The organism is Ruegeria sp. G7 (assembly GCF_056535465.1).
In genome coordinates, this window is record NZ_JBQFIL010000001.1 from 583,626 (window position 1) to 607,547 (window position 23,922).

Consider the following 23,922-nt stretch of genomic DNA (forward strand, 5'->3'; position numbering starts at 1 on the left):
GGCTTGATCTCTCATTATTTCATCAACCGTCCGCATTTTGCCGCTGTCATCGCTATCCTGATGGTGCTGTTCGGCGCAGTCTGTGTGCGCCTGATACCGATCTCGGAATACCCGAACATCACCCCACCTCAGGTCTATGTTTCGGCAAACTATCCCGGTGCCGATGCACAGGTGATCCAGGAAGCCATAGCCACCCCGATCGAAGAGCGCGTGAACGGCATCGAAGGCATGTTGTACATGCAATCCACCAGCTCGAACGATGGCAGTTATGACCTAAGCGTATCTTTCGAATTGGGGACTGACCCCAACGTCGCGGCGGTCGAGGTCCAGAACAGGATCGCACTGGCAAGCTCGGCGCTGCCCGCCGTGGTTCAACAGCAAGGTATCGAAGTCACCAAACAATCGGGCAACATGATCCTTGTGATCAACCTCACCTCTCCCGACGGGTCGCGGGACGAGCTGTATCTGAGCAATTATGCCGCCAACTTCCTGCATGATCCATTGCAGCGCTTGCCTGGGGTGGGCGGGGTCTCGCAATTTGGTCAGCTGGAATACAGCATGCGGGTTTGGATTGACCCGGTACGCATGGCCGCGCTGAACATTACTGCGGCCGAGATTGCCGATGCGATTGAAAACCAGAATGTTGCGGCCGCGGCCGGGCAGGTCGGCGCCCCCCCGTTTGGCGATGCACGTACCGACTTTCAGTTCAAGCTGCGAGCCGAGGGGTTGCTGAGGGACGCCGATGAGTTCGGGCGGATCATCGTCGCAACTGGCGACGACGGATCGGTTACACGGCTTGAGGATGTCGCGCGTATCGAGCTGGGCTCGGCCACGTATTCCGGGTCTTCTCAGCTGGACGGGAAAGACACTGCTGCGATTGCCGTGCATCAGGAAAGCACGGCCAACGCGCTAGAGATTTCGGATAGCATTCAAAGCCTGATGGGTGAGCTTTCGAAGAAGTTCCCAGACGGCGTCTCGTATGAGATCACTTATGACGTCACCGATGCCGTTCGCGTTTCAATCGAGGACATCCTGAAAACGCTCGCTTTGACCGCCGGTTTGGTGATCGCAGTGACATTCTTCTTCCTGGCCAGTTTCAGGGCCACAATCGTGCCCGCCATCGCGATCCCTGTGTCGCTGCTGGGGGCGGTCGCGTTGATTTATACCATCGGGTTCAGCGCCAACATGATCACATTGTTCGCCCTGGTGCTGGCGATTACCCTGGTCGTCGACGATGCGATCATCATTGTCGAAAACGCCGAGCGCATCGCCAGCGAAGAAGACCTTGGTCCGCGTGAGGCCACGCTCAAGGCAATGGCGCAGGTGAACCGGCCAATTATCGCGACGACCTTTGTTCTCGGCGCGGTTTTTGTCCCGGTGTGTTTCTTTCCCGGCGTGACCGGAACCATCTATTACCAGTTCGCCGCAACCATTATCTTTGCGTTCGTTCTGTCCGCTGTGAATGCTCTGACCTTGGCGCCGGTGTTGTGCGCGATGGTCCTGAAGTCGGGAACCAAACCGATCGGACCCCTGCGCTTTGTCCCCGCGGTTGTGGGCGCGATCAGGCGGCTTTACGTGAAACTTGTGTCCCTGATGCTGCGCTATATGGTCGTGTCGCTGATCGTATTCGCAGCATGCGTCGGTGCCACGGCTTACTTGTTCAAGACCGTGCCGACCGGCCTGATCCCGCAGGAAGACAATGGTGTACTGCTTGCAGCGATGCAGCTTCCTGACGGTGCCTCGCTGCAGCGCACGCAGGCGTTTATGGCCGAGGCCGGGAAACTCATCGAGAAGACCCCGGGCGTAGACACGGTCACGACTGTTTCAGGTGCAAGTATGCTGGCCGGTGGTCGATCGAATGCAGGTATGGCAATCGTGACGCTGACGCCCTGGGATCAGCGCAAAACACCGGATCTGCATTGGAATGCCATCATGCAGAAACTGGACGAACAACTCGCCACTCTGCCCCAGGCTGAAAGCTATGTGTTCCCCTTCCCGACCATTCACGGGCTGGGTTCGACCGGGGGCATTTCGGTCGAGCTTCTGGATCTTGAAAAAGGCGATGGTGGCCAGCTGGATTCGGTGATGAACGCCTTTGTCACCGCGCTGAACGCCGCACCTGAATTTGTGCGCGCACATGGCAGTTTCTCGGGCCAAACGCCTCAGTACCGCTTGTCGGTCGACCGTGATCGGGCCGAAGCTCTGGGCGTAAACGTGTCAGATATCTTTACCGCGCTTCAGGCCAACCTGAGCTCCTACTTCGTGGACAACTTCATCCTGTCAGAGCGTGTGTATTGGGTCATCATCTCGGCTGATGCGCCGTTTCGGCAGACCCTGGAAGACGTGGACAATATCTACGTCAAAAACAGCGCGGGTGAGTCGTTGCCACTGCGGAACTTCATCACAAGCGAACCCGTCCTCGCCCCGGATTCGATCCCGCGATACAACCTGTTCGCGGCCGCCTCGGTCAGCGCCCAGCTCGCGGATTCTGTCAGTTCGGGTGACGGGATCAACGCGATGCAGAAGATCGCCGACGATACCTTGCCCGACGGGTTCCGCATTGAATGGTCTGGTGTGACCCAGCAAGAGGTCAAATCACAAGGTCTGGTTCCTTACATCATGCTATCCGCCTTGATATTGGCCTACCTCTTCCTGGTTGTGCTGTACGAAAGCTGGGTCCTGCCGCTGTCCATTGTGACCTCGACGGTGTTTGCTTTGCTAGGTGCGTTGATACCACTGGCGTATTACCCCTTCTTGACCAGCAATATCTTTGCGCAGGTCGGCATGGTGTTATTGATCGGTTTGGCCGCGAAGAAAGCAATTATGGTCGTCGAATTTGCCAATCAAGAGCGTATGAGCGGAGCCAGCATCAAAGAAGCAGCGCTGAAGGCGGCAGAAATCCGGTTCCGTCCGGTCACGATGACAGGTCTGTGTTTCATCGTCGGCGTGTTGCCTCTGGTGCTTTCCAGTGGCGCGGGTGCCGCTGCGCGGACATCCATTGGCTATCCGGTCCTATTCGGGATGATCGTCGACAGCACGCTCGGCCTGCTCATGATCCCGGTGCTATACGCAGCGTTCCAATCGATCAGGGAGTATCTGGTACGGATCGGAAAGCACAGGTCCCGGGCGTGACCAGCGGGGCCAGGAGTGTTGTAAACCTCTCCTAAGTCGGCGCCGGTCGGGCCTACTAGGTTGATTGCGTAGCCGGGGATTTCTTGGCTGTGCATCCCATGCACAAACACCAAGCGCATTACACTCTGCTGATCGTCAGATAGTCTTGCTGCTGTACGAGGTCGCGCCCAGTCAGCCAGAATTCATCCAGCACAAACTCCGTTATCTCGACCTTTTGGTCGACGTTGAAATCATGAACATACGGATAGAGCATGATCATCCAAACCACTGCCATCAACTCGTCAAATCTTTTGGGACAGCATCGGACTGCATTGCTGCGAGTAGAAAACTGGAAGGTATCCAAGCCATTTAAGCTTCGCATCTGCGATGGAAGATCAAGCAAATTCTGGTTGTTGCGCGTACCATGAAATTTTTCGGCAAACCGATTGTAAAGCCAGGTAGTTGTATGGGAGCGCTCGGTCGAAGATGACATAAGCGCCAGGTGCATTCTACCCGGCCTGTTCAACAGCTGGGTGCAAATCATGTTCACCAAACGGGGCCAGATTTCGATTGGACAATAATACAGCGCATGGTGGAGCGTAATCAGGTCAAAGGGCGCGCCTCCGAAATGCTTGCTCAAAGCGTTGGCAATTGCTTCTTCGTTTGTGAAATCAATCAGAAAATCACCTTGCACCAAATGAACATTGTTCAGCAGAGTTCTCTCGACGCGGTTTCTTACGGCTTCCAGCGCCTCGCGATCGCGATCATAGAGCCACAGTCCACCATCAGACAGCGCATGCAGCAGTTGAAACTGCGGTTCTTCACTTGAGCCTATAGAAAGGGTTCTTAGGGCTTTATCTGTTGGGTTTTCGCGCAAGAGTGACTTGACACCGCGCATCAAATCGCACGCAACATCCGTTTTTTCGTCTGTGTAACGCTCCCAAGTTTGCACCTGATCACGCAGTTTGCGATCCGATGCCTTCAGGCCGATCTCGATCAGATCATTTCGGGAAAAAGCGCGTGGGTTACCGGCTTCCGTCTTGGTTTCGTCATACATTGCTCTGACTCCGAGTTATGCAGTCGGTCAACTTTCGAGAAAGGCCACATTTCCAGTATTGCCCAGTATTGAGCGAACAAATATCCGCTCTGATTTCAAACGCGGCTACGCGAGTGCTGTCGAATTGAATATGTGGCGTCTGAATTAGGAGCGTCCCTTTCTGCCAGTGCTCAGTCGTGGAGCATCACGCAAGGCAGGACATGAACTTGGTGTATTTCACCACTCTTTCTTGGTTAACGCGCGAAATAGTGGCGATAGAGAATATCTTTCATATCGCGTCGACAACGACCAAGGTCCAAAAGCTCGCGCTCGGACATCATGTCGATTTCGCGCATTTTCCTTTTGTATTCGGCATTCTTTTCACGCCTCGCCTTCCTTTCATCGGCAGAAGCGAAGAGGTTGGATAAGATACCGTTGCCAGTGCCATAATCGGTGTAGGCCATAGTCTATTCCCCCTTTGATTTTTCGCTTGGTTCAAGGAATAGATCGGGTCTTTTGCTTAATCTCGCATGTACCGGTTATTAACGTGCCTTAATTCTGGCGTTCAACTTCAAGCTGCGATTTGACTTGGAAAGCCTTCTGATGCCGAGCGTCTATTAACCACGGATTTCTGAACTAAGTCAGGAACGGCTACTGAACACAAATGTTGCGGGATTTGTTGCGGGATCGGTTTAAATCCCGCGACGGATTCGAACCTCAAAAAATGAAGTTATTTATTTTCAATGTTTTAGGCGAAAAAGTGGCGGACCGAGGAGGATTCGAACCCCCGACCCCTTGATTCGTAGTCAAGTACTCTATCCAGCTGAGCTATCGGTCCGCGTTGGTGAGGCGCTGTTTAGACCTCGGGCTGGGGACGTGCAAGCTGATTCTTCAAAAAATCATCAAAAAGTCACGTCGCCTCGGGGAAGCCTTATTTCAAAGGTGGTTCCGTTCGGCCCGGTGTCTTTCAAAAACAGCTCTCCGCCGTGCCCGCGGACCAGTTCTTGCGAAATAGCCAGCCCAAGACCCGAGCCGCCCTTGCGGACCCCGCCCTGAAACGGTGTGAACAGGTTCTCGCGCGCTTTGGGCGGCAGGCCGGGGCCTGTGTCGCTGATCTCGATACACCAGTTGGTGTCATGCTCGGACGCGGTAACGGTGATGCGGCCGGGTTTGCCTGCTGCCACCAGCGCCTGTCGGGCATTGCGCACGAGGTTCATGATAACGCGGAACATCTGCTCAGGGTCGGCGCGGGCAACAAGCTCGGCAGGTACGTCATTGAGGATTTCCACGCAGGCATCCGCAATCGCCAGTTGCTCGCTGGCGACGACATCAGCGGCAACGTCATGCAGCGGCACCATCGTCAGCGTGGGGGCCGGTTCTTCGGCACGACCGAAGGCCAGTGTGCTTTCACACAAGGAAACCGCGCGGGTGATCGAGTTCACCAGTTTAGGCGCCATACGCGCTACCAGCGGGTCATCGCTGGCCTCAATCCGGTCGGTGAACAGCTGGGCCGATGTCAGGATGTTGCGTAAATCATGGCTGACCTTGGCAACTGCCCCACCCAATTGCGCCAGCCTTTCGCGTTGCTTCAACGCTTGGGTTAGATCGGTTTGCAACATCTGCAACGCCTCTTCCGCCTCGCGCAGTTCGGTTACTTTGGAGTTGGGGGAAATGATGCCGCGCGCATCTTCGGGCGCGCTGGCATAGCGTTGCATGTATCCCACCACCCCCTTGATGGGTCGCACCAGCACCACCCGCACAGCCAAAAACAGCAGCGACGCCGTAATGATCGAGATGACAAAAGAAAGACCCAGAATGCGCAGGCCATAATCGGTCATGGCCATGCGCAAGGGATCGCTGTCCATGGTGACTTCGATCAGCAAGCCCGCATCTTTTACCGGGGCGCCGATCACGCGGATCACTTCGTTCTCGGGTGTGAAAAAGCGCAAGGTCGCATCGCGGATCAGCACCCAGGCACTGGCGTCGCGTAGATCATAGGTCTGGTTGACCTGGTCCGGGATCGGCGACGACAGCATCAGCTGACGCACCTCATCGCGGCGCAGAACGACATTGTAGACGCCCGCGTTCACCAGCAACTCGGCTTCCAGATCATCAGCCAGCATGTCATCGGCCAGCAACGCCAACGAAGCGATCTGTGCGCGCTCAAGCCGGGTCAGCAGGAAATCCTCGCGGAACCGCGCGATCGAGGGCACAAAGATCAGGATTTCGGCCAACATCACGAAGACCGTCGTCAGGATCAGAAATCGGCCCGACAGCGAGTTCACTTTACGCTCCTCCTCGGGTCAGGGAATCCAGCGCTGGACAAACCTGACCACCCGTTTAACCGTTTGATTCTCAAACAGCCTTGGCGAGAAATAGGCTCCCGCTACGCGTTTGTTAAGCTCTCCAATCGTTGGATAGGGCGAAACCATTGCGGCGATCTGACCCATTTTGAGGGTATTGGCCAGAGCAAGAGACCACAAGTTGATCAATTCCCCGGCCTGATGCCCCACGATTGTCGCGCCCACCGGACGGCCTTTTAACACCATGACCTTAATGAAGCCCTTCGTTTTGCGCTGGGAAATGGCGCGGTCATTGTGGTGGTAGTCAAAGCGGGCAACTTCGATTGCGTCTCCGTGCTGCGCGCGCGCCTGTGCTTCGGTCAGGCCGACCTGCGCCAGCTCGGGATCGGTATAGGTAGCCCAAGGTATATGCGTGGTTTTGGCCTTCGACGGCAACCCGAACAGGGCCGAGCGAATGATGACGCCAGCCTGATATCCTGCAACATGGGTGAATTGCATCCCGCCCGCGACGTCTCCGATCGCATAGACCTTGCGGTTGGACGTGCGAAGTGCGGCGTCCACCTTGATGCCCGTCCGTGTCCGATCAATCCCGGCGGCCTCAAGGTTCAGGCGGTCGATATTGGCCTTGCGCCCGACGGCCAGCAACAGGTGCGAGCCCGCATAGATCTCGCCATTTTCGGTGACAACCTCGACAGCACCCGCATTGTCCCGGATTTGGGCGACCATGGCGTTTTCGTGGATCGCCACGCCTTCGTCCCGCAAGCTGTCCAGCACGACGGCTGCGGCCTCGGGGTCGTCCTTGCCCAGCGCGGTCATGCCTTCGATGACCGTGACCTCGCAGCCCAGACGGATATGCGCCTGCGCCATCTCCATCCCGATGGGGCCGCCGCCGATGATCAGCAGATGGTCGGGCTTGTCACGTAGGTCGAATATGGTCTCGTTGGTGTAGTAAGGCACCTGATCGAGCCCCGGCAGCGGCGGCACCAGAGGCGAAGACCCGGTGGCCACCACGATGCGACGGGCGGTGATCCGGTGATCGCCGGCCTGCACCTGCGTGGGCGAGACAAAGCTGCCGTATTCGCGGATCACCTTGACGCCGAACCCTTCGAACCGCTCCTGACTGTCCATCGGTTCGATCTGGGCGATGACATCGTGAACGTGATCCTTGGCCGCGGCATAGTCCACCTTAGGCACCACGTCCGCCACGCCCAGCGCCGCCGAATGCGCCTGCCCATAAGCGGCCTTGCCGCTGGCGATCAGTGCTTTCGAGGGAACGCAGCCGAAATTCAGGCAGTCGCCGCCCATCTTGTGCCCTTCCAGCAGGATCACATCGGCGCCCATCTGGCTGGCTCCGGCGGCGACCGACAGGCCGCCCGACCCGGCGCCGATCACCAGGATATCGGTCTTGAGCTCTTGCATGAAATCAGCCGTCCTTTCGGCCACGCAGGGATTTGATGACAATCGGCAATGCGGCCAGCACGCACAAGCCGATAATCGGGCCGATCACGAACGGCTCCCACAGCAGCGAGACGTCAGGGGTCTCGCCCCGGTCGAACACACCACCCAGACCCACGCCGATCCACGTATAAACGATGCCACCCGGGATGATGCCCAGCGCCGTGGTGATCAGGAAGTTACGGAACTTCACGCCCACAAGTGCAGGCACCAGATTGGCCACGAAGAACGGCACCACCGGCACCAGACGCAGCAGGAACAGGACCGAGATTTCGTTCTCGCGCAGCCCGTCCTTCAGCTTGCCGATGGTCCCTTCCGAGGATTCCAGCCGCGCGGTCAGCGATTCTCCTAAACCCCAACGCGCCGCCAGAAAGATCGCGGATGCGCCGATGGTGGCAGCGAAGACGTTGAAGACGGTTCCGGCAAACAGACCGAACAAAAACCCTCCGGTCATCGAGGCAATGGCGGCACCGGGCAGCGAAAAGGCCACGATGACGATGTAGATCACCACGAAGGCCCCGGCCATGGCCCAGTAATGCGTATCCCGCCACGCCAAGAGCGACTCGCGGTTATCGCGCAGGGTCTCGAAAGTAAGGTAGTCGCCCAGCGTGAAGAACCCGACCGCCGCAGCCGTCAGAATCACAAGCAAGGGGATATGCCGCGCCACGCTGCTGCGCGGCACCTGGGATGTTTCACTCATCTGAGTTTCCGGCTTCTGTTCGTTCATTCTGCCCCAACATGCGTGTTACGGCGGCCACGCAACAGGGGCCTCACGCGGCGTTGAACTTGATGACCGGGAATGTGAGCGTTTTCGGCGCGAAACCCGGTTTTTGAAACCTTTTGCCCCGTCAGGTTACAGAATTGTTGCAAAAGCTGCCAAAACCCCCACCTAGGGGTTTGACTTAACCCCGTCTTGCCAGTAGAGGACGGGCTTCGAACACTAGGGCCAGGCGAATCCGCGCCGCACCCACCGCTATTGATTGGAGACGGAGCGATGAAACGCACCTATCAGCCTTCGAACCTGGTTCGCAAACGCCGCCACGGTTTCCGCGCGCGCATGGCCACCAAAGCCGGCCGCAAAATCCTGAACGCGCGCCGCGCTCGTGGCCGCAAGTCGCTGAGCGCGTAAACCGCCTCACCGACCAGGTTATGAACATGACGCCGCCGGAGGCCCCTGAGGATGGTAACAGCCAGCCGAGGGTGACGCCCCCGGCGGCGTCCGTTTGCGCACCTAAAACTTTGACAGTGCTGCAGAACCGGTCTGACTTTCTGAAAGCCGCGCGCGCGAAACGGCAGGGCACGGCCTCGATGATGGTACAAGCCCGCAAGCGTGGCCCGGACGAAGTGCAGGGTATTCGCGTCGGGTTCACCTGTTCCAAGAAGGTCGGCAATGCCGTAGCCCGCAACCGCGCCAAACGCCGCCTGCGCGAAGCCGCACGCGCGGTTTTACCCCAGCAAGGTCGGAACGGTTGGGATTACGTTCTGATCGGGCGCGCCGAAGTCACCGCCGCACGCCCATTCGATGCGCTGCAAGACGATCTGCGCTATGCCCTGCGCAAACTGCATGGCGGAAAATGACGCTGTTTGCCCATATCCTCGCCCTGCCGGTGCGGGCCTATCGGCTGATCTTCAGCCCGTGGGTGGGCTTCAATTGCCGCTATCAGCCGACCTGCTCGGCCTATGCGTTGGAAGCACTGGAAAAACATGGCCCCATCAAAGGAACATGGCTGGCCGCGCGGCGCATTGGGCGCTGCCATCCCTGGGGGGGCGACGGCTATGATCCTGTGCCCGACGAATAACCCCGACCCTTGCCCGGCTCACCCATCTACGATAGGCCCGCCCCATGTTTGACGACGCTGACGACATCCATCCGCTCTTTGCTGGCGCGCCCTCGACCACCGAGTTCAAAAAGCTGCGCAAACGCATCGTACGCCAGGCCCGTGAAGCGATTGAGCAATACGGCATGGTGGATCGGAACCACAATTGCACGCCCCGCTGGCTGGTCTGTCTGTCGGGAGGCAAAGACAGCTATACCCTGCTGGCGGTTCTGTACGAGTTGAAATGGCGCGGCCTGCTTCCGGTAGAGCTTTTGGCCTGCAATCTGGATCAAGGCCAGCCGGGCTTTCCGGCCACGGTTCTGCCAGAGTTCCTCAAGCAGATGGGCGTCCCGCATCGCATAGAATTCCAGGACACCTATTCCGTCGTCGTCGACAAAGTCCCGCAAGGCCGCACCTATTGCGCGCTGTGCTCGCGCCTGCGTCGGGGCAATCTGTATCGCATTGCGCGCGAGGAAGGCTGCTCGGCCGTCGTGCTGGGCCATCACCGCGACGATATCCTTGAAACCTTTTTCATGAACCTGTTCCATGGCGGGCGTCTGGCGACGATGCCGCCGAAACTGGTAAACGAAGAAGGTGATTTGTTTGTTTATCGCCCCCTCGCCCATGTGGCCGAAGCGGATTGCGAGAAATTCGCGCGGGCGATGAAATATCCTATCATTCCCTGCGATCTCTGTGGCAGTCAGGATGGCCTGCAGCGGCAACAGGTGAAACAGATCCTCGATCAGTGGGAAAAGAATGCCCCTGGGCGTCGACAGGTGATGTTCCGGGCACTGACAAACGCAAGGCCTTCGCATCTTCTGGACCCTAAACTCTTTGATTTTTCAGGTCTTTCCATTGATCCGAGTCAAAAAGACGAAAATTCGGAAGAAATTCCGTTGCTGCGTTAACGACTGACTCAGATTGGTTTCCTACGGTTGGGCTGCGCGACCCATGCATAAGCCGAAGGCCGTCAAAACCGATGCGGAATACTGTCTCTGTCGACCGAATACTTGAAACGCTGCGGACCGGCCTGACAGGGCCACAGGCACTTGCCTTTTTACCCGCGACCTGTCTCGCCGCCTTCTGGCTGGGCGGAGAGAGCGCGTTGATCTTAGCAGCGCTTGGCCTGCCCCTTGTCTTTGCTGCGACCGGCATTTGGGGAAGCCGGTTGCACACAGCGACAAGCGCGGGCGCGCGGCCGTGCGGGCTGGTGGCCAACGATGTCTTCCAGACCGAGATTCAGATCCTGCACAAGACCGCTCAAAGCACCGGCAGTAACGCTGCCTGTATCGCGGTGGCGCTGGATGAGTATGCTGAACTTCACGACACGCACGGTCAGGCAGCGGCGAACCATGTCGCCCTGCAATTCGGCGATCGCATCCTTGCGATCATCCGAAGCCACGACATCTTCACGCATATCGATCGGAACAGGTTTCTGATCGGGCTTCAGCCGTCCCCTCAGCTTGACCTGGAGGCTTGCATCCAGATGTCCGGGCGTATTCAAAGCGCCATAGAAGAACCGGTCTTGCTGAGCGGTGCCAGCGTCTATCTGTCTTGCTCAGTTGGTTTCTGCCTGCATTCCGACCTCCTGACCGCTGAGGCGGCGGACTGGATCGAAGCCGCCACTGCGGCCCTGTCCGAGGCGCAGCGGAGCGGGCCCTCGACAATCCGTGCCTATTCAAGCGAGACGCGGCGGCGCTCGCTTGTGCGTGCAAACCTGCGCCGGGATTTCCAAGCCGCGCTGGACCATGGCGAGATCCGCCCCTGGTTCCAGCCCCAGGTCTCGACGGATACCGGGAAAATCACCGGGTTCGAGGCCTTGGCCCGTTGGGAGCACCCCAAGAAGGGGGTTCTCGGTCCGCAGGTATTCCTGCCATTTGCCGAACAGGCCGACCTGATGGAAAGGTTGGGCCAGGTGATGCGCCACCATGCGTTTGACGCCATGCAGAAATGGGATGCGGCGGGTCTGGTTGTACCACGGATCGGGATCAATTTCTCATCCGATGAACTGCGCAATCCCGGTCTTGTCGACCGTTTGAAATGGGAACTCGATCAATTCGACCTGACACCGGACCGGCTTGCGGTCGAAGTTTTGGAAACCGTGTTCTCGCGCCGTCCGGATGACGTAATCACCCGCAATGTCACAAGCCTTGCAGCGCTGGGGTGCTGCATTGACCTGGACGATTTCGGCACCGGTCATGCCTCGATCGCTTCGATCAAGCGCTTTGACGTCTCGCGCATCAAGATCGACCGCTCATTTGTTGCGAAGGCCGATCAGGACCCCGGCCAGCAGCAGCTGGTCAGTGCTATCCTGACTCTGGCGGAAAGACTGAATCTGGAAACCCTCGCCGAAGGTGTTGAGACCCCCGGAGAGCATGCTTTGATGGCCCAGTTGGGCAGCGATCATGTGCAGGGGTTCGGCATCGCCAAACCTATGCCCTATGAACAAACGCAGGACTGGATCATCGCACATCGCGCCAAGATCAAGGGGGCGCCCAAGATCGGTCGCAAAATGGGATGAAATCACCATTTGTAACGCTTTGAATCCTGAGTTGCGGCGAATTGGCGGGCGATTCCGCTTGACCTTTGGGGCTGCACTCTGTTGAACCCACCGGGTGTGTTCCAATGCTTAAGGTGGCTGTCCCCGATGGACGATCAGAATAAGAATCTCATCCTCGCAACCGCGCTCAGCTTTCTGGTGATCCTGGTCTGGTTCGTGTTGTTCCCACCGCCGGAACCAACCGCCACGCAGGAAGAGGCCGACATCGCCGCCCTTGAAGGCGAAGCGGTTCAGACGCCCAGCGCCGCCAGCCCGGTAGGCGAAGCAACCGCCGCCGCTGAAGAAGCTCAGCCAGAGACACAAGCCCCGCGCGTACAGATCGACACACCGCGTCTGAAAGGCAGCCTGTCCCTTTCGGGTGGCCGCATTGATGAGCTGTTCCTGAAAGACTACAAAGTCTCGATCGACGAGGGGGCACCTATCGTTGAACTTCTGTCCCCAGTTGGCACAGAATCCGCTTATTACGCTCTTTATGGCTGGGCCCCGGGGTCAGGTCTTGCAGGCACCGATGTGCCCGGTCCCAACACGCTGTGGACACTGGAAGAGGGTGACGCGCTGGGTGTCGAGGCCCCGATCACTTTGGCGTGGGAAAACGGGAACGGTCTGACCTTCCGCCGCACCATCTCGGTCGATCAGGACTATATGTTCACTGTCACCCAATCGGTCGAAAACGCCACCCAGTCCGAAGTTGGCATGGCACCCTACGGCATCCTTGCCCGCCATGGCATCGGCGAGGACGGCGACCTGCCGGGTCTGAAGAACTTCTTCATCTTGCATGAGGGCGTGATCGGCATGGCCGACGGCACCCTTTCCGAGGTCGACTATGGCGATGTGCGCGACTTTGATATTGATCCGAACGAACGTGCCCAGGCCGAAGTTTATCAGGTCAAGCAAGACGGTTGGATCGGATTCACCGACCACTACTGGATGACGACGCTGATCCCCGAACCCGGTTCAGCCTTCAAGGCCGCCGCAAAATACGACTCGCGTCGCAAGATTTATCAGACCGAAACGGTTCTGCCGACACTGACCGTTGCACCGGGAGAAACAGCAGAGGTGACCACCCGGCTGTTTGCCGGCGCGAAAGAATGGGACGCAATCCGCGAGTATCAGTCAGAGGGTGTGCAGAAGTTCATCGACAGTATTGATTGGGGCTGGTTCTTTTTCCTGACCAAGCCGATCTTCTGGCTGCTGCACAATATCAACCTGCTGATCGGCAACATGGGCTGGTCCATCATCGGCTTGACCCTGATCATCAAGGCAATCCTGTTCCCGTTGGCGTTCAAATCCTATGTCTCGATGGCGAAGATGAAGGAACTGCAGCCGCAAATGGAAGCCCTGAAAGAAGCTGCGGGCGACGATCGCCAGAAGATGCAGCAGGGCATGATGGAGCTTTACAAGAAAGAAAAGGTCAATCCGGCCGCCGGCTGCTTGCCGATCCTGATGCAGATCCCGATCTTCTTCTCGCTCTATAAGGTGATATTTGTGACCATCGAACTGCGCCAGGCCCCATGGTTTGGCCCGTTTCAGGATCTCAGCGCACCAGACCCAACCTCGATCTTCAACTTCTTTGGCTGGCTGCCTTGGGCGGGCCCGCAACCTGAAAGCTTTATGGCGCTGATCTTTATCGGCATCCTGCCGCTTCTGCTTGGTATTTCGATGTGGCTACAGCAGAAACTGAATCCGGCACCCACCGATGCAACACAGGCCATGATCTTTGCCTGGATGCCATGGGTGTTCATGTTCATGCTGGGCGGTTTCGCAAGTGGCCTTGTGGTCTACTGGATCGCGAACAACACGATCACGTTCACGCAACAGTACCTGATCATGCGCAGCCAGGGCTATACGCCCGATGTGTTCGGCAACATCAAATCCGGCTTCAAGAAAACACCGAAGACGGACGACAAATGAGCGGTGCGGTCACCAGCCTTTGGAGGCACCCGATCAAAAGCCATGGGCGTGAACACCTCGATCACGTCTCCATGACCCCTGGGCAAACCATGCCCGGGGATCGTGTTTGGGCGGTTGCGCATGAGGCGTCCAAGATCGACGGGTCAGAATGGGCACCCTGTGCCAATTTCAGCCGCGGCGCCAAAGCACCTCAGCTGATGGCAATCTCGGCTGAGTTGCAGGGGGATACGGTGACATTGCGCCACCCGGACCGACCTGATCTGAGCTTTCAGCCCGATACGCAACAAGAGGCGTTTCTGAATTGGGTCAAACCGCTGATGCCTGCTGACCGCGCGGCCTCGGCCCGTATTGTCCGCGTCCCCGGCCGGGGCATGACCGACAGCGACTTTCCTTCGATCAGCCTGTGCAACATGGCCACGCACCGCGCGGTCGAACAGAAGCTAGGGCGCGATCTATCCATCGCACGCTGGCGCGGCAACATCTGGCTTGATGGGCTGCCCCTATGGGAAGAGTTCGAGTGGCTGGGCCGCGATATTCGCATTGGAGACGCCGTATTCCGCGTCCGCGAACGCATTACGCGCTGCCTTGCGACAACCGCCAACCCCGAAACAGGTGAACGCGACGCCGACACACTGGGCGCATTGAGCACCTGGAACCATCGGGATTTTGGCGTCTATGCTGAAGTTCTGGAAGGCGGCACCATTCGAACCGGCGATATGGTGCAGGTGCTATGACCACTCTGCCCTTCTCTTTGTCGGAAGAGCCAGACGAGTTTGCTAAAGAAACGGGGCGCAAGCTTTTTGCGGGCGAGTCTGAATTCGTCAAGGGTGTCGTGGCCATGGACGGCCTGCCCGCCCCAGATCGACTGGAGGTCTGCTTTGCAGGCCGCTCGAACGTAGGCAAATCCAGCCTGATCAACGCGCTGACGGGAACCAAAGGGTTGGCGCGCGCATCGAACACGCCGGGTCGTACGCAAGAGATCAACTTTTTCACCCAAGGCCCCGAGCTGTATCTGGTCGACCTGCCCGGCTATGGCTATGCCAATGCGCCAGTGAAGGTGGTCGAGAAATGGCAGCGACTGCTCAAGCAGTACCTGAGCGGTCGCCAGACTCTGCGCCGGGCCTTCGTGCTGATCGACGCGCGGCATGGGGTGAAACCGGTGGATGCCGAGATCATGAAGCTGCTGGACACCAGCGCCGTGACCTTTCAGGCCGTGCTGACCAAGGCAGACAAGGTCAAAGCCAAGGATCGCGAAAAAGTGCTGGCTCAGGTGCGCGACGCGCTTTCGAAACACCCCGCGGCCTTCCCTGAAATCGTGCTGACCTCGTCCGAAAAGGGCGACGGCATTCCGACCTTGCGCTCGATCATCGCGCATCTGGAATAGCTTGGCCCTTGGCAGCACCCCCCAAAGGCCCTAACACGGGTGGCCAGAGGGACATATAGCCATGAAGACAAGAGACATGAACCGGGACTGGATCGCCACCGCCGCCACACTCAACAGCGCCCTGCCCTATCTGCAGCGTTATGATGGCGCGATTGTCGTCATCAAGCTGGGCGGGCACGCCATGGGCAGCGACGAGGCGATGGAAAGCTTTGCGCGTGATGTCGTGCTGATGCGTCAGGTCGGCGTGAACCCGGTGATCGTTCATGGCGGTGGTCCGATGATCAACGCGATGCTGGGCAAGCTGGACATCCAGTCCGAGTTTGTCGGCGGCAAGCGTGTGACTGACAAAGCCACTGTTGAGGTGGTCGAGATGGTACTGTCTGGCCTGGTTAACAAACGCATCGTGCAGGCGATCAACGGTCAGGGGGGCTCGGCTGTAGGCTTGTCCGGCAAAGACGCGAACCTGATGGTCTGCGATCAGACCGATCCTTCGCTGGGGTTTGTGGGCTCACCGTCGCAGATGAACCCGAAAGTGCTGCACGACCTGTTCTCGCATGATGTGATCCCCGTAATCGCGCCTTTGGGTGCCGGCCGTGAGGGTGAGACATTCAACGTCAATGGCGATACCGCTGCGGGTGCGATCGCCTCGGCGCTGAAAGCCGATCGCCTGTTGCTGCTCACCGATGTCTCAGGCGTCAAGAACGCCGCCGGAGAGGTCGTAACCGAGCTCAAGGCCGGTCAGATCCGCGAGATGACGCTGGAAGGCACCATCGCGGGCGGCATGATCCCCAAGACCGAAACCGCGCTGGATGCCCTGCACAGCGGCGTGCGTGCGGTGGTCATTCTGGATGGCCGCGCGCCCAATGCCGTTCTGTTAGAGCTGTTCACGGAACACGGCGCCGGCTCGCTGATCCGACCGGATTGATTGGACTAGGGGCGCGAGATGGATCAGACGAACGCCAGCCCCGAATTCACGCGCGTTGACAAGGCGGCCCGGTCTGTTGGCCTGATCGTCATGGGGGCCCTTCATCCCCGCATATCCAAGGCCAAACAACTGGATGGTGGCACCCTAGTCCTGCTGGGCACCGCCGGAGCATTCTGGCCGGTGCTGCAAGCCGCGCCGGAATGGGATGGCCCTGATCCGGTCGATCGCTGGTCAATCCGCGTGATCGGAGAACTGGCCGGGGCTTTAGGTGCCCAGGCCCATTTTCCCTTCGGTGGTCCGCCCTATGCACCCTTCATCGACTGGGCGTTGAAATCCGGGCGGGCCTTCAGCAGTCCGGTCGGCGCTTTGGTACATGATGCCGTGGGGATGCTGATATCGTATCGCGGCGCGCTGCATTTTCCTGATGAATTCGGGATCCCGCAAGCCCCTGGCCCCTCGCCTTGTATCACGTGCCCCGCCCCCTGCGCGACGGCTTGCCCGGTTGAGGCGCTGAACACCGAGGATTTCTACAACGTGGCGGCATGCCACGACCATCTGGATACGCCAGACGGCCAAACCTGCATGACTGGCGGATGCCTCGCCCGGCTTGCCTGTCCGCTCAGCGCCGGGGCAGAGCGTGATCCGGAGCAATCCGCCCATCACATGCGGGCCTTTCACCCATCATGACCCGCACCCTGATCCTGACCCGCCATGCGAAATCCAGTTGGGATGATCCCATGCTCGCCGACCACGACCGTCCCCTGACCAAGCGTGGGCGCAAATCGGCCCGTGCGATCGGATTGTGGTTGCGTGAAAAGGGCTGGTTACCGGATCAGGTTCTAAGCTCAACCTCAGCGCGCACCCGAGAAACATGGGACCGCATGGGCTTGCAAGCGGGTAAGGTTGGTTTCGACAAATCGCTCTATCATGCCGGATCTGCAGACATGAAGCGCGCGCTTTCAGCCGCAACCGGGGCCACCGTGCTGATGCTGGGGCACAATCCGGGAATCGGCGAGTTTGCAGGCCGCGCCGTGGCCCTCGCGCCGGATCATAGCCGGTTTCATGATTATCCCACCTGTGCAACGACGGTGATCCGGTTCGACATATCAGGCTGGACAGAGCTAAAATGGCACAGCGGAAAAGTGTTGGGCTTTGCCATCCCACGCGAGTTTCTGGAATAACGCAGTGCACTGAGTGAGCACGATCTTTGCCAAAGAGATTGATACAATAACTCTCAAGCTCTTGCGCCGAAGCTTCGCGCGTGAAGGCCAAAAAACGCAAGCACGCGACGCGCCAGTCAGATGCGCTCCCTGAGACCGCCTGAGTTTACGGCACCCCTCAGACCGGGATTTTGGTGATTTGTAGGCTATGTGCTACGGTCGGCGCACTAGCCGTTCCAGTCTTTTGATCACGGGACATTGACTACAATTTCGAATTTATCAGAAAGGGCTACTACATGTCTTTTGGGCCTTATAACTTCAACTTAACAAACCTGCGCGCCATTTCGAGAGTGGTTTTTGCGGTAGTAACCCTTGGTGTCACATCCGCGACGATGGCGTCTGCTCAGGAATTCATGACCCAAGAAGAGCTTCTTGCGACCATACCCGGCGCCCAAATATCCGGGATATCCAACAACGACGGAAAAACGCCTTGGGTACAAGCTTATAGCAAGGCGACAAGCAAGAAGAATGGCAAGCTCAATGGCCTTTGGAATGGAAAGGACAAGTACTCCGGAGATTGGTTCGTCAAAGGCGACCAGTGGTGCGAAAAAGGGGATTGGGGTCAGAAGTGTTGGAGCGTTGAACGCATTAGCACAAACGAATTTCGTATCTATGAAGACGGACAACCGAGAAAGAACACATGGAAACTCAAGTAGAGGTGCTTTTCTAAGCAGCAGCTTGTTGCACTTAACTTCAAACCGGTGCGAAAGCACTTAAATCTGCGAGAAGAGCCGCCAAACAAGTGGCGGCTCTTTACAGTTCGTCATGCCGACGTGATCGCCGAAAACCCTATTAAAGTTTACGGGTTCAATGACCCAGAATCTGGCTCAGGAACAACTTGGTCCGTTCGCTCTGCGGGTTGTTGAAGAACTCTTCGGGTTCATTCTGTTCAACGATCTGCCCGGCATCCATAAAGATCACGCGGTTGGCGACCTGACGGGCAAAGCCCATCTCGTGCGTCACACACAGCATGGTCATGCCTTCCTCGGCCAGTTCGATCATGGTGTCGAGCACCTCTTTGATCATCTCGGGATCCAGCGCCGATGTCGGTTCATCAAACAACATGATCCGCGGCATCATGCAAAGCGAGCGGGCAATCGCCACGCGCTGCTGCTGACCACCGGACAATTGTCCCGGGTACTTCAACGCCTGATCGGGGATCTTCACCTTCTCAAGGAAATGCATCGCGCGCTCTTCGGCCTCTTTCTTGGGCGTCTTGCGTACCCAGATCGGGGCCAGCGTGCAGTTCTCCAAAATGGTCAGATGCGGGAACAGGTTGAAGTGCTGGAACACCATGCCAACCTCGGACCGGATCTTGTCGATGTTCTTGAGGTCATTCGACAACTCAGTCCCATCCACCACGATCGTGCCCTGCTGGTGTTCTTCCAGCGCGTTCAGGCAGCGGATCAGAGTCGACTTACCGGATCCTGAGGGCCCCGCGATCACGATCCGCTCGCCTTGATTGACGGTCAGATTGATGTCGCGCAGCACATGGAAAGACCCGTACCACTTGTTCATGCCGTTGATTTCGATGGCGACCTCGTCGCTCACCTGCATCTTCGAGCGGTCGATTTCGCGTTCTACTGCAAGTTCAGACATATGTTGAACTCCTTAACGATGATCCGTGGCAAGGCGACGCTCGAGCCACTGGGAATATTGAGAGATGCCGTAACAGACGACGAAGAACAGAAGCGCGGCAAAGCCAAACAGCTCCCAGTAGATACCTTGCCATTCGGTCGACGCCAGAATGGGGCCGCGGATCATGCCCACCAGATCGAACATCGAAATGACCGAAACCAGTGTGGTGTCCTTGAACAGGCCAACGGCCACGTTCACGATACCGGGGATCGAGATCTTCAGAGCCTGCGGCAGGATGATCAGACGCATCGCCTGCGGGTAATCCAGACCCAGACTGTCTGCAGCCTCGTACTGTCCCCGTGGAAGCGCAGCCAAACCGCCGCGGATCACCTCGGCGATATAAGCGGCCGAGAACATGGTGATCATGATCACCACGCGCAGGAACAGGTCGACCGTACTGTCAGGCGGGAAGAAATATGACAGCATCACCGAAGCCACAAACAGCAGCGTGATCAGAGGCACGCCACGGATGAATTCGATGAAGATGACACAGACCCATTTGATCAGCGGCATGTTCGACTGACGACCAAGCGCCAGAGCGATCCCAAGCGGCACTGACAGCGACACGCAGGTCACGCCCAGCATCATGTTCAACATGAAGCCGCCCAGATCCCGGCTGGGAACATAGCTTAGCCAAGCATTTTCCGACGCACCTTCAGGGATCAGAGCCGCGCCAATATTCCACACGATCAAAGCAACGATGATCGCACCGAAGAACCCGGCGGCAAAGCTGTTCTTGCCCAGTTTCTGAAACACCGCGCCCGCAGCGATACAACCCACCAGAGCAACCAATGGCGCAAGGATCGTGCCGCCCCAGATCAGCCAAAAGGCAATAAACGGGTATAGTCCGGTAAAGATCAGCATCTTGCGCGGCAGGTCGAAGAACAGGACCGGAGCAAAAGCAACCAGCATCAGCACGAAGGCAAGATTGGGCCGCCAATAGGCATCCGTTGGATATTTGAATCCATAGATCAGCTGTGGCCAACGTTCGGTCAGAACTGCAAAGCAGGCCCCTGTTTTTCCTGCCAGTATCTCGCGGCATTCGGCCAGCGAGTTGGCATTCCAAACCCCATTCAGAATCCACGGCAGCGAATTCTTCAAGATGAGGTAGATCAGGATCAGCGAGAGGATCGTCAAGATCGTGTTGGTCACGCCCGAGAACAGGTTCTCGCGCATCCATTTGACCACACCGACCTCGTTTGCCGGGGGCGGTGAGGGAGGGATCGTACCTTCTGCCACGAAGGCGATCGAATTTGTCGTTTGATCACTCATGGCTCAGCGCTCCTTCAACTTGACGGATGCGTTGTAGACGTTCATCACCAGCGAAATCAGCAGCGAGGCCGTCAGGTAGAACAGCATCAGCAACAGAACACATTCGATCGCACGACCGGTCTGGTTCAGCGTGATGCCGCCCAAGGTCGCGGTGATGTCCGCGTATCCCACAGCAATCGCCAGCGACGAGTTCTTGGTGATGTTCAGGTATTGCGAAATCAGCGGCGGGATGATCACGCGCAAAGCTTGCGGCAGGATCACCAGATTCATGATCCGACCAGGGCGTAGACCCAGCGCAGCGGCAGCCTCGGTCTGGCCTTTGCTGATCGCCTGAATACCCGCGCGGACGTTTTCCGCGATAAAGGCGCCTGTGTAGATCGACAGAGCAAACCATAGCGCGATCAGGGGCGCACCGATCTGAAGACCCCCGCGCAGATTGAAGCGGTTTGCCAAAGGATCAGGCAGGTCCCAGGAAAGTCCCAGCAAAAACAGAACAATGATCAGCGGCACGAACCAGATCGCTGCATTCAAAAGCAACGTATTCGGCCTGTCGCCTGTTTTCTCTTGCTTTAGCTGTGCGTTTTTATTCACAACCCGCGTCGAGAAATAGGACGCAACCAACACGGCGATTACCAGCAACCAATTCGCGACGCCGCCAAAACCGCCGGTAAAGTACGGAAACGGTACGTAAATGCCCCGGTTGGTAAAGGCAAATAGTCCAAGCGCCATTCCACGCTCGGCATCCTCACCCAAATAGGCCCTCGGTGCTGGCATCGCAGCGGTAATGATGAAGAAGATGATGAGAATCCAGATCAGAACCGGAATGTTCCGGAAGATCTCGACATAAAACGCCATCAGTTTTGAGATGAGCCAGTTGTTCGAAAGGCGCAAAACACCGGCAATAACACCGAACACCGTTGCTGTGATACACGCCAGAAAGGCCACCAGCAGCGTGTTGAGAATACCAACAACCGCAGCCCGCCCGTGCGAGGACTGGCTGTCATATTCGATCAGACGTTGGTTAATGTCGTATCCGGACGGATCGCCCAGAAAGGAATAGGAAATGTTCAGGCCAGCGGCCCGGAGGTTCTGGATCAGGTTGTTCCCCAGATACCAGATGCTAAGCGCAATAACGATGGCCGCAATCACCTGAAATGTAAGCGAGCGATAGCGGGTATCGTTTATGAGCATAGACAACCGAAAGTCAGCCTTCGGTGGGTCAGTCATAGTCGACATATTTTGAGATCCCCGTAGCATGCGGAGGCTTCGTTATTGGCGGGGTTTTCCCCACTCCCGAGCGCGCCGCAGCAATTTGATGAGAAAAGGGCGCAGGTTGCCCCGCGCCCTCTCCTTCGAAATTTTAGCGGAACGGCGGTGAGTACAGCAGGCCGCCGTCTGTCCACTGTGCGTTCAGGCCACGTGCCAGACCGATCGGGGTTTCTTCGCCGATATTCTTGGCAAAGACCTCACCATAGTTACCACCGGCTTTGATCGCCTTGGCGGCCCAGTCTGCGTCCAGACCCAGCATCTCGCCCAGCGTACCTTCGGTACCCAGGAGGCGGTTGACTTCTGGGTTGTCCGTGCCAGCCGACATTTCGTCGATATTGGCCGAGGTCACGCCCAGCTCTTCGGCCGAGACCAGAGCGTTCAGGGTCCAGCGGACAACATCGCCCCACTCGTGATCGCCGTGACGGACCAGCGGGCCCAGCGGCTCTTTCGAGATGATTTCGGGCAGCAGGACGTGGTCACCAGGGTTTTCGAACGTGGCGCGGGTTGCGGCCAGGCCCGAGGCGTCGGTGGTGTAAACGTCACATGCGCCAGCCAGGTACTGCTGCTGCGCTTCGGCGTTGGTTTCGATCGGAACCGGCTCATAGCTGATGTTGTTCGAGCGGAAGAAATCCGCCAGGTTCAGCTCGGTGGTGGTGCCGGTCTGGATGCACACGGTCGCGCCGTCCAGTTCCTTGGCCGAGGTCACGCCCAATGCTTTGGGAACCATGAAGCCCTGACCGTCATAGTAGTTTACACCAACAAATTCGAACTTCAGGTCGACATCGCGGCTGAAGGTCCATGTGGTGTTACGGGCCAGCATGTCGATCTCACCCGAGGCCAGCGCGGTGAAGCGTGTCTTACCGGTGGTCGGAACAAATTCAACAGCGCTTGCATCGCCCAGAACGGCAGCGGCAACAGCGCGGCACAGCGAGACGTCAAAGCCCTGCCATTCGCCATTCGCGTCGGGTGCAGCAAAGCCGACCAGACCGGTGGTCACACCGCAGTTCAGCTTGCCACGTGCTTTGACATCGTCAACGGTCCCTGCCGCAGCGGCGCCGGCGGCCAGGCCGGCAATTGTCGCCACGCCCAAGATTACGGATTTTTTCATTTTTACCTCTTCCTGATTTTCCGCCCCTTAGCGGAACGGTTCGATCCGGCGCATGCGCACCAGAAAGGTTACCCAAAAGGTGTCTCCCCTTTAGTGGCCCGAGTTTGGGCGTATTCATCAGCAAACGTCAAGGGCCGGATCATGGAAATCGATAGGTCAATCAGACGGAATTTAGCGGCGAGATCGTCATTTTGTCCGTCTGGTCTCAGATGGAGAGATCATAGAAACGCTTAGCGTGCATAAAGGCGGCCTCTTTGACCTGCGCGGCGGCTTCGGCCTCGTCATCATGGCCCCATTGCTCGATCTGCCAAAGTTCGTCTAGCCTGGAAATACGCCAGATCTCATCCGGTTTGCGCCAATTCTGAGCAGCCGCAAAACCCAGAATCAAGGAACCGGACAGGCTGACCAGATCGTGAAACGCCGCCATCTGAAACGGCGTGAGCGCGTGAACCCCCGCGCGCAGCTTTTTCAAAGCCTGCGGATCCTGTGGCTGGTGCACCACCCCGGCCCGCGGGATCAGCCTTACGCCCAAGGCCTCGGCGGCCCAGTCGAGCGCCGGATCCCAGGCCTCGGCCTGCCGGGCCTGGAGCGCTTCCGGGTGGGTGGCTCGATAGCACAACAAATCCGAATCGCCATAATCCGCGAGCATGTCGGCGACCGCGGGATGCTGATGCTGCACCTTGTCCAGCGCCGCATTGGCTGAGCGGGTGAAGGGCATGGTGGTTGGATCAACCTCATTCTCCTGCGCATCCCATTCGGCGGCCACAGCCTCGGCCATGGCGCGGGTGGGCAGGATCAGGGCAGCCTTCGCAGGCGTCTTCACCCTGCGGCCATCCAGCTCGACCGTATGGCCGCCCTCGGCTTCAACCACGGTGCTTTCCGTCCAAAAGCGTTTGGGTTTCCAGTCGCTCAT

23 protein-coding genes and 1 tRNA gene are annotated in these 23,922 nt (G+C 58.0%); 13 read left to right on the forward strand and 11 right to left on the reverse strand.

Annotated features, from left to right (window positions below; translation table 11 throughout):
- Positions 1-3 precede the first annotated feature (3 nt).
- On the forward strand, positions 4-3,132 hold the full coding sequence (locus ACR3EN_RS02890; RefSeq protein WP_480819124.1) for an efflux RND transporter permease subunit: 3,129 nt from the start codon (positions 4-6) through the stop codon (positions 3,130-3,132).
- Positions 3,133-3,250: 118 nt separating this feature from the next.
- Here the strand turns inward: ACR3EN_RS02890 and ACR3EN_RS02895 are convergent, their stop codons facing one another.
- The 6 genes from ACR3EN_RS02895 to ACR3EN_RS02920 form a co-directional block, all read right to left on the reverse strand.
- Complete coding sequence (locus ACR3EN_RS02895) at positions 3,251-4,168, reverse strand: hypothetical protein (RefSeq protein ID WP_480819123.1); 918 nt, start codon at positions 4,166-4,168, stop codon at positions 3,251-3,253.
- A gap of 233 nt (positions 4,169-4,401) precedes the next feature.
- The gene (locus ACR3EN_RS02900) at positions 4,402-4,611 is read right to left on the reverse strand and encodes a hypothetical protein (protein ID WP_480819122.1); all 210 of its coding nucleotides are present in this window, start codon (positions 4,609-4,611) and stop codon (positions 4,402-4,404) included.
- Positions 4,612-4,908: 297 nt separating this feature from the next.
- Positions 4,909-4,985: transfer RNA gene (locus ACR3EN_RS02905), tRNA-Arg, on the reverse strand.
- A 64-nt stretch (positions 4,986-5,049) separates the two neighbouring features.
- Positions 5,050-6,432, reverse strand: a complete 1,383-nt coding sequence (locus ACR3EN_RS02910; protein WP_480819121.1) for a sensor histidine kinase — start codon at positions 6,430-6,432, stop codon at positions 5,050-5,052.
- An 18-nt stretch (positions 6,433-6,450) separates the two neighbouring features.
- Complete coding sequence (locus ACR3EN_RS02915; RefSeq protein WP_480819120.1) at positions 6,451-7,869, reverse strand: dihydrolipoyl dehydrogenase family protein; 1,419 nt, start codon at positions 7,867-7,869, stop codon at positions 6,451-6,453.
- A gap of 4 nt (positions 7,870-7,873) precedes the next feature.
- Entirely contained in the window at positions 7,874-8,605 is a 732-nt protein-coding gene (locus ACR3EN_RS02920; RefSeq protein WP_480532576.1) for a TVP38/TMEM64 family protein, read from the reverse strand.
- Between the two features lie 294 nt (positions 8,606-8,899).
- Between ACR3EN_RS02920 and rpmH the strand changes: the two genes are divergently transcribed.
- The 12 genes from rpmH (at position 8,900) to ACR3EN_RS02980 (ending at position 18,378) form a co-directional block, all read left to right on the forward strand.
- A complete protein-coding gene (gene rpmH / locus ACR3EN_RS02925) occupies positions 8,900-9,034 on the forward strand; it encodes a 50S ribosomal protein L34 (RefSeq protein ID WP_005980833.1) in 135 nt (44 codons plus the stop codon).
- Positions 9,035-9,060: 26 nt separating this feature from the next.
- Positions 9,061-9,483, forward strand: a complete 423-nt coding sequence (rnpA, locus tag ACR3EN_RS02930; RefSeq protein WP_480819119.1) for a ribonuclease P protein component — start codon at positions 9,061-9,063, stop codon at positions 9,481-9,483.
- Positions 9,480-9,704 (forward strand): membrane protein insertion efficiency factor YidD, encoded by a 225-nt coding sequence (gene yidD, locus ACR3EN_RS02935; protein ID WP_480532580.1) that lies wholly within the window; start codon positions 9,480-9,482, stop codon positions 9,702-9,704. The genes rnpA and yidD overlap by 4 nt, the downstream gene beginning before the upstream one ends.
- Positions 9,705-9,748: 44 nt before the next feature.
- The gene (gene ttcA / locus ACR3EN_RS02940; protein ID WP_480819118.1) at positions 9,749-10,630 is read left to right on the forward strand and encodes a tRNA 2-thiocytidine(32) synthetase TtcA; all 882 of its coding nucleotides are present in this window, start codon (positions 9,749-9,751) and stop codon (positions 10,628-10,630) included.
- Between the two features lie 71 nt (positions 10,631-10,701).
- The gene (locus ACR3EN_RS02945; protein WP_480819117.1) at positions 10,702-12,243 is read left to right on the forward strand and encodes a putative bifunctional diguanylate cyclase/phosphodiesterase; all 1,542 of its coding nucleotides are present in this window, start codon (positions 10,702-10,704) and stop codon (positions 12,241-12,243) included.
- A gap of 126 nt (positions 12,244-12,369) precedes the next feature.
- Complete coding sequence (gene yidC / locus ACR3EN_RS02950; RefSeq protein ID WP_480870331.1) at positions 12,370-14,193, forward strand: membrane protein insertase YidC; 1,824 nt, start codon at positions 12,370-12,372, stop codon at positions 14,191-14,193.
- On the forward strand, positions 14,190-14,927 hold the full coding sequence (locus ACR3EN_RS02955) for an MOSC domain-containing protein (RefSeq protein ID WP_480819115.1): 738 nt from the start codon (positions 14,190-14,192) through the stop codon (positions 14,925-14,927). Before yidC ends, ACR3EN_RS02955 begins: the two co-directional genes overlap by 4 nt.
- Positions 14,924-15,577 (forward strand): ribosome biogenesis GTP-binding protein YihA/YsxC, encoded by a 654-nt coding sequence (gene yihA / locus ACR3EN_RS02960; protein WP_480819114.1) that lies wholly within the window; start codon positions 14,924-14,926, stop codon positions 15,575-15,577. The genes ACR3EN_RS02955 and yihA overlap by 4 nt, the downstream gene beginning before the upstream one ends.
- A 61-nt stretch (positions 15,578-15,638) precedes the next feature.
- On the forward strand, positions 15,639-16,502 hold the full coding sequence (gene argB, locus ACR3EN_RS02965) for an acetylglutamate kinase (protein WP_480819113.1): 864 nt from the start codon (positions 15,639-15,641) through the stop codon (positions 16,500-16,502).
- A gap of 18 nt (positions 16,503-16,520) precedes the next feature.
- Entirely contained in the window at positions 16,521-17,189 is a 669-nt protein-coding gene (locus tag ACR3EN_RS02970) for a ferredoxin (RefSeq protein WP_480819112.1), read from the forward strand.
- Positions 17,186-17,683 carry a SixA phosphatase family protein gene (locus ACR3EN_RS02975; protein ID WP_480819111.1) on the forward strand — a complete coding sequence of 166 codons (498 nt, stop codon included), beginning with the start codon at positions 17,186-17,188 and terminating at the stop codon, positions 17,681-17,683. The genes ACR3EN_RS02970 and ACR3EN_RS02975 overlap by 4 nt, the downstream gene beginning before the upstream one ends.
- Positions 17,684-17,958: 275 nt before the next feature.
- Positions 17,959-18,378, forward strand: a complete 420-nt coding sequence (locus ACR3EN_RS02980; RefSeq protein ID WP_480819110.1) for a hypothetical protein — start codon at positions 17,959-17,961, stop codon at positions 18,376-18,378.
- A 151-nt stretch (positions 18,379-18,529) separates the two neighbouring features.
- On the opposite strand, the gene ACR3EN_RS02985 is transcribed toward ACR3EN_RS02980, so the two are convergent.
- The 5 genes from ACR3EN_RS02985 to ACR3EN_RS03005 form a co-directional block, all read right to left on the reverse strand.
- Positions 18,530-19,321 (reverse strand): amino acid ABC transporter ATP-binding protein, encoded by a 792-nt coding sequence (locus ACR3EN_RS02985; protein WP_269149813.1) that lies wholly within the window; start codon positions 19,319-19,321, stop codon positions 18,530-18,532.
- 12 nt (positions 19,322-19,333) lie between these two features.
- A complete protein-coding gene (locus ACR3EN_RS02990) occupies positions 19,334-20,632 on the reverse strand; it encodes an amino acid ABC transporter permease (protein ID WP_480819109.1) in 1,299 nt (432 codons plus the stop codon).
- Between the two features lie 3 nt (positions 20,633-20,635).
- Positions 20,636-21,868 (reverse strand): amino acid ABC transporter permease, encoded by a 1,233-nt coding sequence (locus ACR3EN_RS02995; RefSeq protein WP_480819108.1) that lies wholly within the window; start codon positions 21,866-21,868, stop codon positions 20,636-20,638.
- Between the two features lie 124 nt (positions 21,869-21,992).
- Positions 21,993-23,009, reverse strand: coding sequence for an amino acid ABC transporter substrate-binding protein (locus ACR3EN_RS03000; protein ID WP_480819107.1), 1,017 nt, complete (start codon positions 23,007-23,009; stop codon positions 21,993-21,995).
- A 205-nt stretch (positions 23,010-23,214) separates the two neighbouring features.
- Positions 23,215-23,922: an ATP12 family chaperone protein gene (locus ACR3EN_RS03005; protein ID WP_480819106.1), complete on the reverse strand. Its 708-nt coding sequence runs from the start codon at positions 23,920-23,922 to the stop codon at positions 23,215-23,217.